13 protein-coding genes are annotated in these 13757 nt (G+C 58.1%); 7 read left to right on the top strand and 6 right to left on the bottom strand.

The features are described 5' to 3' along the window. The first annotated feature begins 32 nt into the window (after window positions 1-32). The 6 genes from BY447_RS18905 (at window position 33) to spy (ending at window position 6921) form a co-directional block, all read left to right on the top strand. Window positions 33-1253 (top strand): aspartate aminotransferase family protein, encoded by a 1221-nt coding sequence (locus tag BY447_RS18905; RefSeq protein ID WP_110331823.1) that lies wholly within the window; start codon window positions 33-35, stop codon window positions 1251-1253. Further along, the gene (gene astA, locus BY447_RS18910) at window positions 1250-2281 is read left to right on the top strand and encodes an arginine N-succinyltransferase (RefSeq protein ID WP_110331824.1); all 1032 of its coding nucleotides are present in this window, start codon (window positions 1250-1252) and stop codon (window positions 2279-2281) included. The genes BY447_RS18905 and astA overlap by 4 nt, the downstream gene beginning before the upstream one ends. Next, the gene (gene astD, locus BY447_RS18915; RefSeq protein ID WP_110331825.1) at window positions 2278-3747 is read left to right on the top strand and encodes a succinylglutamate-semialdehyde dehydrogenase; all 1470 of its coding nucleotides are present in this window, start codon (window positions 2278-2280) and stop codon (window positions 3745-3747) included. Before astA ends, astD begins: the two co-directional genes overlap by 4 nt. Further along, window positions 3744-5072, top strand: a complete 1329-nt coding sequence (gene astB, locus BY447_RS18920; protein WP_110331826.1) for an N-succinylarginine dihydrolase — start codon at window positions 3744-3746, stop codon at window positions 5070-5072. The genes astD and astB overlap by 4 nt, the downstream gene beginning before the upstream one ends. Window positions 5073-5122: 50 nt before the next feature. Continuing rightward, complete coding sequence (gene astE / locus BY447_RS18925) at window positions 5123-6118, top strand: succinylglutamate desuccinylase (protein WP_110331827.1); 996 nt, start codon at window positions 5123-5125, stop codon at window positions 6116-6118. 308 nt (window positions 6119-6426) lie between these two features. Further along, the gene (gene spy, locus BY447_RS18930; protein ID WP_110331828.1) at window positions 6427-6921 is read left to right on the top strand and encodes an ATP-independent periplasmic protein-refolding chaperone Spy; all 495 of its coding nucleotides are present in this window, start codon (window positions 6427-6429) and stop codon (window positions 6919-6921) included. A 72-nt stretch (window positions 6922-6993) separates the two neighbouring features. Here spy and cho read toward each other — a convergent pair whose 3' ends face one another. From cho to BY447_RS18950, 4 genes are all read right to left on the bottom strand, one after another. Then, window positions 6994-7854 (bottom strand): excinuclease Cho, encoded by an 861-nt coding sequence (gene cho / locus BY447_RS18935; RefSeq protein ID WP_033782915.1) that lies wholly within the window; start codon window positions 7852-7854, stop codon window positions 6994-6996. Window positions 7855-7921: 67 nt separating this feature from the next. Then, window positions 7922-8812 carry an aromatic amino acid DMT transporter YddG gene (gene yddG / locus BY447_RS18940; RefSeq protein WP_013357667.1) on the bottom strand — a complete coding sequence of 297 codons (891 nt, stop codon included), beginning with the start codon at window positions 8810-8812 and terminating at the stop codon, window positions 7922-7924. A gap of 60 nt (window positions 8813-8872) precedes the next feature. Then, on the bottom strand, window positions 8873-9697 hold the full coding sequence (nadE, locus tag BY447_RS18945) for an ammonia-dependent NAD(+) synthetase (RefSeq protein WP_013357668.1): 825 nt from the start codon (window positions 9695-9697) through the stop codon (window positions 8873-8875). 118 nt (window positions 9698-9815) lie between these two features. Then, window positions 9816-11018 (bottom strand): multidrug effflux MFS transporter, encoded by a 1203-nt coding sequence (locus BY447_RS18950; RefSeq protein WP_110331829.1) that lies wholly within the window; start codon window positions 11016-11018, stop codon window positions 9816-9818. Window positions 11019-11321: 303 nt separating this feature from the next. Between BY447_RS18950 and osmE the strand changes: the two genes are divergently transcribed. Then, on the top strand, window positions 11322-11657 hold the full coding sequence (gene osmE, locus BY447_RS18955) for an osmotically-inducible lipoprotein OsmE (RefSeq protein ID WP_010245718.1): 336 nt from the start codon (window positions 11322-11324) through the stop codon (window positions 11655-11657). Window positions 11658-11723: 66 nt separating this feature from the next. Here the strand turns inward: osmE and BY447_RS18960 are convergent, their stop codons facing one another. Both BY447_RS18960 and BY447_RS18965 read right to left on the bottom strand, forming a co-directional pair. Further along, window positions 11724-12113, bottom strand: a complete 390-nt coding sequence (locus BY447_RS18960) for a DUF6515 family protein (RefSeq protein ID WP_013357670.1) — start codon at window positions 12111-12113, stop codon at window positions 11724-11726. A gap of 188 nt (window positions 12114-12301) precedes the next feature. Further along, window positions 12302-13693 carry an L-cystine transporter gene (locus BY447_RS18965; RefSeq protein ID WP_033732462.1) on the bottom strand — a complete coding sequence of 464 codons (1392 nt, stop codon included), beginning with the start codon at window positions 13691-13693 and terminating at the stop codon, window positions 12302-12304. Window positions 13694-13757: the final 64 nt, after the last annotated feature.

Genomic DNA, 13757 nt, shown 5'->3' on the forward strand with positions numbered 1-13757 from the left:
CTGGCCGGTAAAGTAAAGCAGGAGAGTGGTTTATGGCACTGCACGTTTCACGTCACGATTTCGATCAATGGATGATGCCGGTTTATGCACCTGCGACCTTTATACCGGTTCGCGCAGAAGGCTCCACCGTCTGGGATCAAAACGGTAAAGATTACATCGATTTTGCCGGTGGCATCGCTGTTAATGCGTTAGGGCATGCGCATCCGGCATTGCAGCAGGCGTTGCAGGAACAGGCCGCACGGTTATGGCACACCGGTAATGGCTACACCAACGAACCGATCCTGCGGCTGGCGAAGCAGTTGATCGACGTCACCTTTGCTGACCGGGTGTTCTTCTGTAACTCCGGGGCGGAAGCGAACGAAGCGGCGCTGAAGCTGGCCCGTAAAGTGGCACATGACCGTGTCGGCCCGCATAAAAGTGGCATCGTGGCGTTTAAGAATGCGTTTCACGGGCGCACCCTGTTTACCGTGTCAGCCGGTGGTCAGCCCGCCTACTCAAAAGATTTTGCGCCGCTACCGCCTGAGATCCAGCATGCACCGTTTAACGATCTGGCTGCAGCCGCTGAACTGATTAATGACCATACGTGCGCCGTCATTGTTGAACCGATCCAGGGTGAGGGCGGCGTGCTGCCTGCCGATCCGGCGTTCCTGCGTGGACTGCGTGAACTCTGTGATAAGCATCAGGCCGTGCTGATTTTTGATGAAGTGCAGAGCGGCGTGGGTCGTACCGGTTCGCTCTACGCCTATATGCATTATGGCGTCACGCCGGATGTCCTCACCAGCGCCAAAGCGCTGGGCGGCGGCTTCCCGATAGGTGCGATGCTGACCCGGGACGATCTGGCGCTGGTGATGGGCGTCGGCACCCATGGCACCACCTATGGCGGCAATCCGCTGGCGGGCGCGGTCGCCGGTAAAGTGATGGAGCTGATCAACCAGCCTGACATGATGACGGGTGTCACGCAGCGTCACGAGTGGATTGTCGCGGCCCTGGATGAGATCAATCAGCGCCTGCATCTGTTTAAAGAGGTGCGTGGTCTGGGTCTGCTGATTGGCGCGGTGCTCAGCGACGACTTTGCCGGTAAAGCCAAAGAGATCAATCTGGCCGCCGCTGAGATGGGCGTGATGGTGCTCATTGCCGGGGCTAACGTGGTCCGTTTTGCACCCGCGCTGAATATCAGTGAGCAGGAAGTGAAGCTCGGCATGGCACGCTTTGCTGAGGTGTGTGAACGCCTGGTACGAGGGTCCGCATCATGATGGTAATCCGTCCGGTTGAACGCGATGATTTAAGCCAGCTGATGGCGCTGGCCGGTAAAACCGGCGGCGGGCTGACCTCGCTGCCCGTCGATAGCGCCACGTTACAGGCGCGTATCGATCGTTCGCTGCAGACCTGGGAGGATACGCTGCCGCGCGCAGAGCAGGGCTATGTCTTTGTGCTGGCGGACAGTGAAGATAACCGCGCCGTGGGCATCTGCGCCATTGAGGTAGCGGTCGGCCTGCAGGATCCCTGGTACAACTTTCGTGTCGGTACCCAGGTGCATGCTTCGAAAGAGCTGAATGTCTATGCCGCGCTGCCCACTCTGTCGCTGAGTAACGATCACACCGGCAGCAGTGAGCTCTGCACGCTGTTCCTCGATCCTGACTACCGTGACGGCAAAAACGGCTATCTGCTGTCCAAGTCCCGCTTCCTGTTTATGGCCAGTTTCCGTGAACGCTTCACCAATCGGGTGGTGGCTGAGATGCGTGGCGTCAGCGATGAGCAGGGCCATTCACCGTTCTGGGAGAGCGTCGGCAGCCGTTTCTTCTCAATGGAGTTCAGTAAGGCCGATTTCCTCAGCGGCACCGGCCAGAAGTCCTTTATCGCGGAGCTGATGCCGAAGCATCCGCTCTATATCGACTACCTGACGCCAGAGGCGCAGGCCGTCATCGGACAGGTGCATCCACACACCGCCCCGGCCCGTGCCGTGCTGGAGGCGGAAGGCTTCCGCTACCTTAACTATGTCGACATTTTTGATGGCGGCCCGACGCTGGAGTGCGATATCGACCACATTCGCGCCGTGCGCAAAAGCCGTCTGCGCAGCGCAGAGTCGGGCGAAAATCCGGCTGATGCGCCGCTCTGCCTGGTTGCCAATAACCATTACCGCCAGTTCCGTGTGGCGCTGATCCCGGCCCATGCCGACAGCGACAGCGTGCAGCTCACGGATGAACAGATGCGGGCGCTCCACTGCCAGCAGGGCGACAGCCTGCGCGTGGTGACGCTTTGCAAAGAGGAGAAAACAGCATGACGCACCTGATAAAGGGACAATGGCTGAGCGGCGACGCGGAGATCCTGACCAAAGCGGATCCGGTCAGCGGCGAGACGTTATGGCAGGGCCAGGCAGCATCGGCCGCGCAGGTCACGGCGGCCTGTGACGCAGCGCGCGCCGCCTTTCCTGCCTGGGCCAGACGCCCGCTGGCGGAACGGCAGGCGATCATAGAGAAATTTGCCGCCGGGCTTGAAGCGCACAAAACAGACATGGCAGAAACCATCGCCCGTGAAACCGGTAAGCCGCGCTGGGAAGCGCTGACTGAAGTCGGCGCGATGATCAATAAAATCGGCTTTTCGGTGAAGGCCTACCATAGCCGTACCGGTGAGCAGCATGAAGGCGAAAGCTCGCTGCGCCATCGTCCGCACGGGGTACTGGCGGTATTTGGCCCCTATAACTTCCCCGGTCATCTGCCAAACGGGCATATCGTTCCGGCGCTGCTGGCGGGTAACTGCGTGGTCTTTAAACCCAGTGAACTGACGCCGCTGACCGCCGAGAAAACGGTTGAGATCTGGCTGGCCGCGGGCCTGCCAGATGGCGTGCTGGCGCTGTTACAGGGCGGACGTGAAACCGGTCAGGCGCTGGCCACCTGTAGCCAGATTGATGGCCTGCTGTTTACCGGCAGCGCCCATACCGGCTATCAGCTGCATCGCCAGTTTGCCGGTCAGCCTGAGAAAATGCTGGCGCTGGAGATGGGCGGCAATAACGCTCTGATTGTAGAAGAACCGGCTGACCTGGATGCGGCCGTCAACATCACGTTGCAGTCCGCTTTTATTACCGCCGGTCAGCGCTGCACCTGCGCCCGGCGTCTGCTGGTTAAACGTGGCGAGGCGGGTGATGCCTTTCTGCAGCGGCTGGCTGAAGTGGCGGGGCGACTGCAACCGGCCGCCTGGAATGCTGAGCCGCAACCCTTTATGGGCAGCGTGATCTCCACCGGCGCGGCAGAGAAGATTATGGGTGAGTGGCAACGTCGGGTGGAGGCGGGTGGCGAAGTACTACTGGCGATGCGCTGGCCGGATCGCCACAGCGCCATACTGACGCCAGGCATTATCGATTTAACCGATGTGCAGGGCATCCCGGATGAAGAGGTCTTTGGCCCGCTGCTGGGCGTCGTCCGCTATGACACCTTTGATGAGGCGATTACGCTGGCGAACCAGACCCGTTACGGCTTGTCGTGCGGATTAATCTCGCCTTCGCGCCAGCAGTTTGATCAGCTGCTGCTGGAAGCGCGTGCCGGTATCGTCAACTGGAACAAACCGCTGACGGGCGCAGCCAGTACGGCACCGTTTGGCGGCATTGGGGCGTCGGGTAACCATCGCGCCAGCGCCTGGTATGCAGCGGATTACTGCGCCTGGCCGATGGCCTCACTAGAGACGCCGGACCTGACGCTGCCCGCCACGCTGTCGCCGGGCCTGGATTTCTCCGCGCCGGAGAAAACATCATGAAGGCAACCGAAGCCAACTTTGATGGACTGGTGGGATTAACGCACCACTATGCCGGGCTGTCGTTTGGTAACGAAGCTTCAACCCGCAATCAGCTGCAGCCCTCGAATCCCCGTCTGGCGGCAAAGCAGGGGCTGCTGAAGATGAAAGCGCTGGCCGATATGGGCTACGTGCAGGGAGTGATCCCGCCACATGAGCGGCCCAATATTGCGGCGCTGCGTCAGCTCGGATTCAGCGGCAACGATGAGCAGGTGCTGGCGGCAGCCGGCAAAACCGCGCCGGGATTACTCTCCGCCTGCAGCTCCGCGTCGGCGATGTGGGTTGCCAATGCCGCTACGGTTTCGCCGTCCGCGGACAGCGTGGATGGCCGGGTTCACCTGACGGTGGCAAACCTTAACAACAAATTCCACCGGGCGATGGAAGCGCCGGAAACGGCCTGGCTGCTGCGTTCCATCTTCCGCGACGATCGCCATTTTGCGGTGCACGATGCGCTACCGCAGGTGGCGATGTTTGGTGATGAAGGGGCGGCTAACCACAACCGGCTCGGCGGCGCCTATGGCGAGCGCGGCGTGCAGCTGTTTGTCTATGGCCGCGACAGCAGCCATGAGGGCAACGCTCCGCAGCGTTATCCGGCGCGGCAGACCCGTGAGGCCAGCGAGGCAGTGGCCCGTCTGCATCAGCTTTCACCCGAAAGCGTGCTCTTCGCGCAGCAGAATCCTGCAGTGATCGATCAGGGCGTGTTTCATAACGATGTGATTGCGGTCAGCAACCAGCAGATGCTGTTCTGTCATCAGCACGCCTTTGTTAATCAGCCTGAGCTGCTGGCGCAGCTTCGGGCGCGCGTACCCGGCTTTGTGACACTGGAAGTACCAGCAGATCGGGTCTCGGTAAAAGAGGCGGTAGAGACCTATCTGTTTAACAGCCAGCTGCTCAGCCGTCCTGACGGTAGCATGATGCTGGTGCTGCCGGAAGAGTCACGTCAGCATCCGGGTGTCTGGCGCTATCTGTGTGAACAGGTCGAAGGTGATACGCCACTGAAAGCCCTGAAGGTGTTTGATCTGCGCGAAAGCATGTATAACGGGGGAGGCCCGGCCTGCCTGCGTTTGCGGGTGGTGCTGACGCCTCAGGAGCAGCAGGCAGTCAATCCGGCGGTGCTGATGAACGACAGGCTCTTCAATACGCTGAATCACTGGGTTGACCGTCACTACCGCGATCGCCTGACCCAGGCCGACCTGGTCGACCCGCAGTTGCTGCGTGAGGGACGTGACGCGCTGGATGAACTGACGAAGCTGCTAGACTTAGGAAACGTATATGCATTTCAGCAGTGAAGGAGGCGGCAGCTCAGGCTGCCGCCTGCACAGGGCGAAAAGGAGGAACGATGCAGGACTTTTTACAGCAAACGCTCTCCGGCGAAGTACCGCGTAAGCGTAGTGGTGAAACGGCGCATCTTCGCTGGCAGTGGTTGTATCACGGCATACTGTTAATGGAGCCAACGGTGCCGGTTAAACAGGCGCTGGTGCTTTCCGCCGGGATCCACGGTAATGAAACCGCCCCGGTTGAAATCGTGAACCAGCTGATTAATCCCCTGCTGCGCGGCGAAAAACCGTTGCAGCAGCGCATGCTGGTGATTCTGGGTAACCCGTCAGCGTTGCGGGCTGGCAAGCGCTATGTGCGCTATGACATCAACCGGCTGTTTGGCGGACGCTGGCAGCAGATTGACGATAGCGATGAGGCCCGCCGCGTGCTGCGGCTGGAGCAGACGCTGGAAACGTTCTGGCAGTTGGGTGAGTGCGGTGAGACGCGCTGGCATCTCGACATGCACACCGCGATTCGCGGCTCTTACCATCCTCAGTTCGGCGTGATGCCGTACAACGAGCGCCCCTGGCCGCCCGGGTTTCTCGACTGGCTGGCCGCAGCCGGTCTGGAAGCGCTGGTATTTCATCGTGCGCCGGGCGGCACCTTTACTCATTTCAGCTGCGAGCACTTCGGTGCGGCCAGCTGCACCCTGGAGCTGGGCAAAGCGTTGCCGTTTGGCGAGAACGATCTCAGTCAGTTCAGTGCGGCACAGCAGGCGCTGGCATCGTTACTCTATGGTGAAGCCATGCCCGTCACTACGGTTAAGCCGCGCCATTATCGGGTCGCGCAGCAGATCACCCGGCTGAGTGAGCACTTTACGCTGCATATGTCACCGGAAACGCTGAACTTTACCGCCTTTCCACAGGGGACGTTGCTGGCGGAAGATGGCAACACCCGCTATTACGTGCAGCAGGCACGGGAATATGTGCTGTTCCCGAACCCCAATGTAGCCGCCGGGTTGCGTGCCGGACTGATGCTGATAGAAGAGGGCGAACAAACCCAGGCACTGCCGGTCTGATGCCTGAAGTTACCGGTGCCGTTCATCGGTGCTAAAAAATCGGCAGGAAAAGCGGGAGAGAGCCTTCCGCTTTCTTGTCGTAACCATTACACTCCTCCATGATTTCTGCGAAATTCGCTGTAAATTTATAAACGTTTTCAATTCCTCACGCCTTTCTTCTTATTCTCTTCATGATTGCCCGATTTTTATCTTTTATGCTTTCACGGCTTTACTCAGGCTCTGAGTAGTTGACGTTCAGCGTCGTATGCTTGTTTCCGAAGACGCGACAGAGTGCTGTCGTCATTATCATGAATTATAAGGACACGATTATGCGCAAACTGACTTCCCTTTTACTGGCTTCTTCGCTGGCGTTTGGTGCAGCCACCGCCGTCCATGCAGCAGCAGATAACCTGACTCCACCGCCAGCGGGCAGCGAAAAAGCGATGCACAAACCGCCGATGCGCCATGGCCCGGAGATGATGTTTAAAGGTCTGAACCTGACCGACGCGCAGAAAACGCAGATGCGCGACATCATGAAAGAGAGCCACAAAGATATGCAGCGTCCGTCGCTGGATGAGCGTCGCGCAGCCCACAGCATCATTGCCTCTGACAGCTTTGATCAGAGCAAAGCAGAAGCGCAGGCAGAAAAAATGTCTGCCAATGCAAAGGAGCATGCGCTGAAGATGCTGGAAACGCAGAACAAGCTCTATAACGTGCTGACGCCGCAGCAGAAAAAACAGTACAACGCGAACTTTGAAAAGCGTCTGACTGAGAAAGGCCCGCACGAAGGAAAAATGGCACCGCCAGCAGAACCGGCTGAATAACCTTAATTAAGCCAACGGTCTGAGACCGCCGACGCTGTCCACTGAAATGAGTGGGCAGCATCGGCGGTTTTTTTATAGCGGAAGAATAGGGTAGGCACCCGACAGAATCGGGCGGCAGAGAATTTTGTAGCCGTCGTGGTCAAAACCGCCTTTGGGCCGCTGCAGTTTTCTGGCTTCATCCATGCTGCTGACCGAACCGAGATAGAACCAGTGGTCGATGACGTGGATCTGCGTCATCTCTTTGCCTTCCTCCACCAGACCTACGGCACCCTGCCACGGCCAGCAAAAGACCCGCACATTTTCCAGCGCTTCCAGCAGACGATCCTGATGATCGCTGACCGGCTCTTTACCGCAGCAGGCACCGGCGCAGCGGCGCAGTGCCGAACGGAAGCAGCCTCGTCCCGCACTCAGCGCTTCCAGACCCAGCAGGCCATGACAGAGCTGATACTCATCCGCAAGCTGCTTCAGTCGTTCAAGGGCGGCAAAGCGACTGCGATAGAGGCCAAAAAGGTTGGGAGACTGGCTGAAATCAAGATCTTTTGCGTAAACCACGTTTGGTTTGCCATCGGTAATCTGCAGCGAACAGAGCTGCCGGTTTTTGCGCAGTCGCTTATTAAACAGCGGTTGCTGGGTTTTGATCATCTGCGCTTCCAGCAGCAGTGCGCCGAGATCGCCAGCGGTAGGGATCCAGCTGACTCGCCGCGACTGACGCAGCATTTTCGCCTCATCAGGAGTGCGAAAATGGGACATTACCCGCGAACGCAGATTCACGCTTTTACCGATATAGAGCGGCAGCGACTCACTCTCGCCGTGAAAGGTATAGACGCCAGGGTGATTCGGCAGACCTTCCAGCCATTCACGCAGGTGTTCAGGATATTGATAAATTGTATTCGCGTCGGGTTCGGGGCGAAGAATGGCAGCACGTCTGGCCAAAATGGACTCCACTTACTGGTTGTCCATACAGCATAACAGGCAGGCGAAATGATCGCCAGCCGTCTGATTAAAGACGCCGTGTCGCCAGCCAGCAGATCAGCGAACCCAACGTAATCATCGCGACCCCCTGCCAGAAGGCCAGCGGTGGCGTCAGGCCGAGCCATAGCGATCCCAGCAGGGCCGACAGCACCGGCGTAAAGTAGGAGGCAGTGGCCAGCAGCGTCAGGTTGCCCTGCTGAATCCCGTGGTTCCAGGCGGAGTAGGCGATGGCGGTAGAGAGGCCGACAAACAGCACCTCCAGCAGCGGGACCAGCGCAAAGGTCATCGGCGCAGAACGATCGCTGATGGCATATTTGATCCACAGTGCCAGCGCGGTCAGGATAAAAAACAGCGTAACGCCGTTCGAACCCCGGGCAAAGCGGCGGGTAACGTTGTTGTAGAGCGCCCAGGTCAGGGCGGCGATAAAGGCGAGTGCGTAGGCGACAGGATTGCGCAGCATGTTCTGCCATAGCAGCGCAGCCGAGCTGCTGCCGCTGCCTTTCATCACCCAGACGATACCCAGCAGCGACAGCAGCAGTCCGGGCCAGAGCCAGACGCGGAAACGTTGCTGATTAAATGGGATCGCCAGTACAATGGTGAGGCAGGGCCAGAGATAGTTAATCATCCCCAGCTCCAGCGACTGACTGCGATCACTGGCCAGCCCGATAGCCAGCGCCAGAGAAATTTCGTAGCCCACGAAGAGGATGCCGCCCAGCCATAAATAGATTGCAGGCATTGCGCCGGGCTTTGGCAGGCCGCGGGTCAGGCAGAGCAGCATGGCGGTAGTGCTGTAGATCAGCGCCGCGCCGCCGGTAGCGCCAAAGGCTTCACTGACGCTGCGCAGCAGGCCAACGGTGGTGCTCCAGAGCAGAATGGCGATAAGCCCGATAAGGGTGGCGCGCGAAACGGTGGCAGGCATACAGCGATCAACAAGGTGAGTGAGAGAAGCCTCCCTTGCCGGGGCAAAGGAGGCGCGGGATTACTTCCAGAAGTCGTCAAATACCGTGATCGGCGGGCGACGTTTGTGCTCGGTTTTCAGATACCAGCCTTCGATGATGCGGGCGTTATCAGGATTGATGGTTTTCCCTTCCAGATAATCATCGATCATCTCGTAGGTGACACCCAGCGCCACTTCATCCTGCAGGCCTGGACGATCATCTTCCAGATCGGCAGTCGGCTTCTTCAGATAGAGATGTTCCGGGCAGCCAAGATGCTTCAGCAGCTGTTTGCCCTGACGCTTGTTCAGGCGGAACAGCGGGTTGATGTCAGTGCCGCCATCGCCATACTTGGTGAAGAATCCGGTGACCGCTTCCGCCGCGTGATCGGTGCCGACCACTACCCCTTTGGTCATGCCGGCAATGCTGTATTGCGCTTTCATTCGCTCGCGCGCTTTTTCGTTGCCGCGCACGAAGTCAGAAAGCGTGATACCTGCGTCTTTCAGCGCGCGCTCACTGGCGAGCACTGACTCTTTGATATTGACCACCAGCGAACGGTCAGGCTTGATGAAAGCCAGCGCGTCCTGGCAATCCTGCTCATCCGCCTGCACACCATAGGGCAGACGCACGGCAATGAAGGTATAGTCGTTGTCACCACTCTCCTGACGCAACTCGCTGATCGCCGTTTGCGCCAGCTTACCCGCCAGCGTTGAATCCTGACCGCCGCTGATCCCCAGCACCAGCGTTTTCAGTCCGCTGTGACGTTTCAGGTAGGCTTTTAGAAAATCGACGCTGACGCGCACTTCCTGGTCGGCGTCGATAGCGGGTTTCACACCCAGTGCTTCAATAATTTCCTGCTGCAGTGACATGAACTTCTCCTCAGGTCAGTGGCCTGTCGGCTCGATGCGAACGTTTTAATAAAGCTAACGTGCCTTCGCCAAAACAACAAGCTTAAGCGGCAACTGATTACGCCTTAACGTTGCGAAATCAGTGAGTTTTTACCTGCGGTAGCGGTTTTTTCGCCAGCACGCTGAACATCAGAATTGCCATCATAAAGCAGCCGAAAATGGTGGCACACATGCTCAGTACCGAGGTGCCGCCGATGCCGGTGATCGGCACAGTAATTGCGCCCAGCGTGAACATGGTGACGCCAATCACGGCAGAGGCGCTGCCCGCGCGGTGTCCCTGACTCTGCATCGCCAGTGATGAGGCGGTGGTGGCGATCACGCCATTACTGGCGATGGTAAAGAACAGTGCGACCAGCAGCAGTGCCAGCGGTGCATGGAGCAGCGCAGTCAACAGCAGCAGGCTGGAGGCGACAAAGGCCAGCGTCAGCCCGCCTTTCAGCACCTGATACTCGCCCCAAAGCGGACAGAGACGGGCGCTGGTCTGCGAGGCAATGATCAGACCAAAACCGTTGGCCGCAAAGCAAAAGCTGAAGGCCTGAGGCGACAGGCCATAAATCTGCTGCAGCACAAACGGTGAGGCACCAATGTAGGCGAACATCCCGGACATCATAAAGCCCTGCGTCAGGCAGAAGCCCATAAAGGGGCGATGGGTTATCACCTGACCCAGCGCGGCGTAAGCGGAGAAAATCGATCCTTTACTGCGCCGTTCTTCTGGCAGTGTTTCATGCAGCTTCCAGCGTGCCAGCAGGATCAGCAGAATGGCAATGCCGCCCAGCACCATAAAGATGCCGCGCCAGTTGACTATCGTCATTAGCACACCGCCCAGTACCGGTGCACCAATCGGCGCCAGACCGTTGACCAGCATCAGCAGCGCGAAGAAGCGCGTCAGCTCATGACCGCTATACATGTCACGCGCAATCGCCCGTGACAGCACGGCGCCGCCCGCACCTGCTAACCCTTCGAACAGTCGTGCCAGCAGCAGCTGGTTAATATCCTGCGCCAGCGCACAGCCCATCGAGGCGATAAACAGCAGCACCAGTGACAGGGTCAGCGGGCGCAGGCGACCAAACTTATCGCTCATCGGGCCAAACAGCAGCTGGCCAACGCCCAGACCCAGCAGGCCGGCGGTCAGACTCAGCTGCGCGGTTGCGGTTTCAGTGTGCAGATCCTGCGCCATTTGTGGCAGTGCAGGCAGATAGAGGTCAATGCAGAGCGGGCCAAGTGCGGCCAGCAGGCCGAGCGTAATGGCGTAAACCAGGCGGTTAGAATGTACAGGGGTCATTTATCCTCGGAGTCGTCAGCGGTGGGGTGAACAGAAAGCGGGCAAGGCAGTAAATTGCAGATACCCGTAACGCCGCTACCACACTGATCAACGCCCTCACTGATGATGGCCGATGAGTCTGAAAATGAATCGTTACAGGGTGTCTGTTTTGCGGGGAAGTATACGTCTGCGTTGACAGCAAAACAGCCTTCTTTACGATATCCTGACATTTGCTATGCGATGAATTGTTGCTCATAAACTTGATAAATCAGCATTTATGTTCCAGGCTTGTTTCCACATGGACAATCAATGAGGAACAACAAGATGAATAAAGTGATGGGATGTATCGCTGCGGCGCTGACGCTGGCTGCACTGTCTGGTTGTACGACTTACGATCGTGCTGAAAGCTACGTGACTAAGCCAGTCGTTAAGGATGTTAAAAAAGGTATGACCCGCGATCAGGTTCGTCAGATCGCCGGTACGCCGTCTACTGAAATCACCATGGTTCACGCGCGCGGCACCTGCCAGACTTACGTATTGGGTCAGCGCGACGGTAAAGCACAGACTTACTTCGTGAGCTATAACGACACTGGCCGTGTGATGAACTACGGCTTCCAGAGCTGCGCGGAATATGACACCGATCCGCAGGTTCAGCAGTAATACGTAGCACCCCTGAATAGCAAACGGCCCGTCGTCATGACGGGCCGTTTTTCGTTGCGGCGCGGACTACAATCCCGCCGGCCGCGGCACCTCAACATAATCACCGTCTATCTGCCGCTGGTAGTAGTGGCCGTCCTGCACATAGAAACGTTTACCATTAAAGTCGAGTACCCGCATTTCACTGCTGACCCGCGACTCTGCTGGCGGCTCGACCACCACATACTCTTCGCCATGACGCTGATAATAACTGCCGTTCAGCAGGTAGTAGGTCAGTCCGCCAATCAGCACCGCGGTAGCGGCTTCAGGTAAAAAACGCACCGGGCCAGGACCCCCCCAGTGGGGGCCGGGTCCGCCATGTCGGCCCCATCCACCCGGGCCCCAGTCGCCAGGGTGGGCGAAAGCCAGCGCGGGCGTCAACAGCGCCAGCGTCAGAAGCGAGGCAATAATTTTTTTCATCGGATGTCCTCCTCATAAGACTGGATGCAGAATTCGCTTTTTACCGGGTAAAGACAAGCACTAAAGCGGCGATTTTTCGCCTGTTTACCATGCTTAACGCTTTCTTAACGGCGTCGCCATCAATGGGGAGGATTATGGAGAGGAAGGGCAGAAATAACCTGGCGCGGGCGCGCCAGGCTTACAGCAGATTAACGGTGCGCCAGCTCGGCGTTGTCGTCACTTTCCAGTACGCGCTTATCGGTCAGACCTAACCAGCGGCTGGTCAGGGAACCGGCGGTCATCGAACCATTGACGTTCAGTGCCGTACGACCCATATCAATCAGCGGCTCAATGGAGATTAGCAGCGCCACCAGGGTGACAGGCAGGCCCATCGCAGGCAGAACAATCAGGGCGGCAAAGGTGGCACCGCCTCCGACGCCCGCCACACCTGCAGAGCTCAGCGTGACGATCCCGACCAGGGTTGCAATCCACAGCGGGTCAAACGGGTTGATCCCGACAGTTGGCGCAACCATTACGGCCAGCATGGTCGGATAGAGACCGGCACAGCCGTTCTGGCCGATAGTGGCACCGAAGGATGCCGCGAAGCTGGCAATCGACTCCGGCACGCCAAGACGACGGGTCTGCGTCTCTACGCTCAGCGGAATGCTCGCTGCGCTGGAGCGGCTGGTGAAGGCGAAGGTGATCACCGGCCACACTTTACGGAAGAAGCGCAGCGGGTTGATGCCATTCACCGACAGCAGCAGAGCATGAACACCAAACATGATGGCCAGACCGAGGTAAGAGGCGACCACAAAGCTGCCCAGCTTGATGATGTCCTGCAGGTTTGAACCGGCAACCACTTTGGTCATCAGCGCCAGCACACCATATGGCGTCAGTTTCATCACTAAACGCACCAGCTTCATAACCCATGACTGCAGCGTGTCGATTGCGACCAGCACGCGCTGACCTTTCACTTCATCATCTTTCAGCAACTGCAGGGCAGCCACACCCAGGAATGCGGCAAAGATGACGACGCTGATAATTGACGTTGGATTAGCGCCGGTCAGATCGGCAAACGGGTTTTTCGGGATAAAGGAGAGCACCAACTGTGGCACGCTCAGGTCAGAGACTTTGCCGACATAGTTGCTCTGGATCGCACTCAGCCGCGCGGTTTCCTGCACACCCTGAACCAGACCTTCCGCGCTCAGACCAAACAGGCCGGTGACGAAGACGCCGACCAGCGCCGAAATCGCGGTGGTAAACAGCAGTACGCCAATGGTCAGTACGCTGATTTTCCCCAGCGACGAGGCGTTATGCAGACGGGCCACCGCACTCAGAATAGAAACGAACACCAGCGGCATCACCACCATCTGCAGCAACTGGACATAGCCATTACCGACGATGTTAAACCAGCTGATAGACTCTTTTACCACTGCGCTGTTTTCGCCGTAGATCAACTGCAAAACCAGGCCGAACAGCACGCCGATCACCAGACCGGTCAGCACTTTTTTCGACAGGCTCCAGTTCTGACGGCTGAAGCGGGAGAGCAATACCAGCAGCACCACAAAGGCCACGATATTGAGCGTAAGAGGAAGGTCCATACTGAAACTCCAGAGTAATGCGGCTTTCCCACGCGGGAAAGCCGCATAATGTTAATCACGAATT

Source organism: Pantoea sp. JKS000250, from assembly GCF_003201065.1.
GTDB lineage: Bacteria > Pseudomonadota > Gammaproteobacteria > Enterobacterales > Enterobacteriaceae > Pantoea > Pantoea vagans.

Coding starts and splice junctions, on each gene's coding strand:
- BY447_RS18950 (WP_110331829.1), bottom strand. CDS start 11,018: ATGACCCCTGTACATTCTAACCGCCTGGTTTACGCCATTACGCTCGGC.
- spy (WP_110331828.1), top strand. CDS start 6,427: ATGCGCAAACTGACTTCCCTTTTACTGGCTTCTTCGCTGGCGTTTGGT.
- astD (WP_110331825.1), top strand. CDS start 2,278: ATGACGCACCTGATAAAGGGACAATGGCTGAGCGGCGACGCGGAGATC.
- yddG (WP_013357667.1), bottom strand. CDS start 8,812: ATGCCTGCCACCGTTTCGCGCGCCACCCTTATCGGGCTTATCGCCATT.
- BY447_RS18965 (WP_033732462.1), bottom strand. CDS start 13,693: ATGGACCTTCCTCTTACGCTCAATATCGTGGCCTTTGTGGTGCTGCTG.
- astE (WP_110331827.1), top strand. CDS start 5,123: ATGCAGGACTTTTTACAGCAAACGCTCTCCGGCGAAGTACCGCGTAAG.
- nadE (WP_013357668.1), bottom strand. CDS start 9,697: ATGTCACTGCAGCAGGAAATTATTGAAGCACTGGGTGTGAAACCCGCT.
- astB (WP_110331826.1), top strand. CDS start 3,744: ATGAAGGCAACCGAAGCCAACTTTGATGGACTGGTGGGATTAACGCAC.
- BY447_RS18960 (WP_013357670.1), bottom strand. CDS start 12,113: ATGAAAAAAATTATTGCCTCGCTTCTGACGCTGGCGCTGTTGACGCCC.
- osmE (WP_010245718.1), top strand. CDS start 11,322: ATGAATAAAGTGATGGGATGTATCGCTGCGGCGCTGACGCTGGCTGCA.
- astA (WP_110331824.1), top strand. CDS start 1,250: ATGATGGTAATCCGTCCGGTTGAACGCGATGATTTAAGCCAGCTGATG.
- BY447_RS18905 (WP_110331823.1), top strand. CDS start 33: ATGGCACTGCACGTTTCACGTCACGATTTCGATCAATGGATGATGCCG.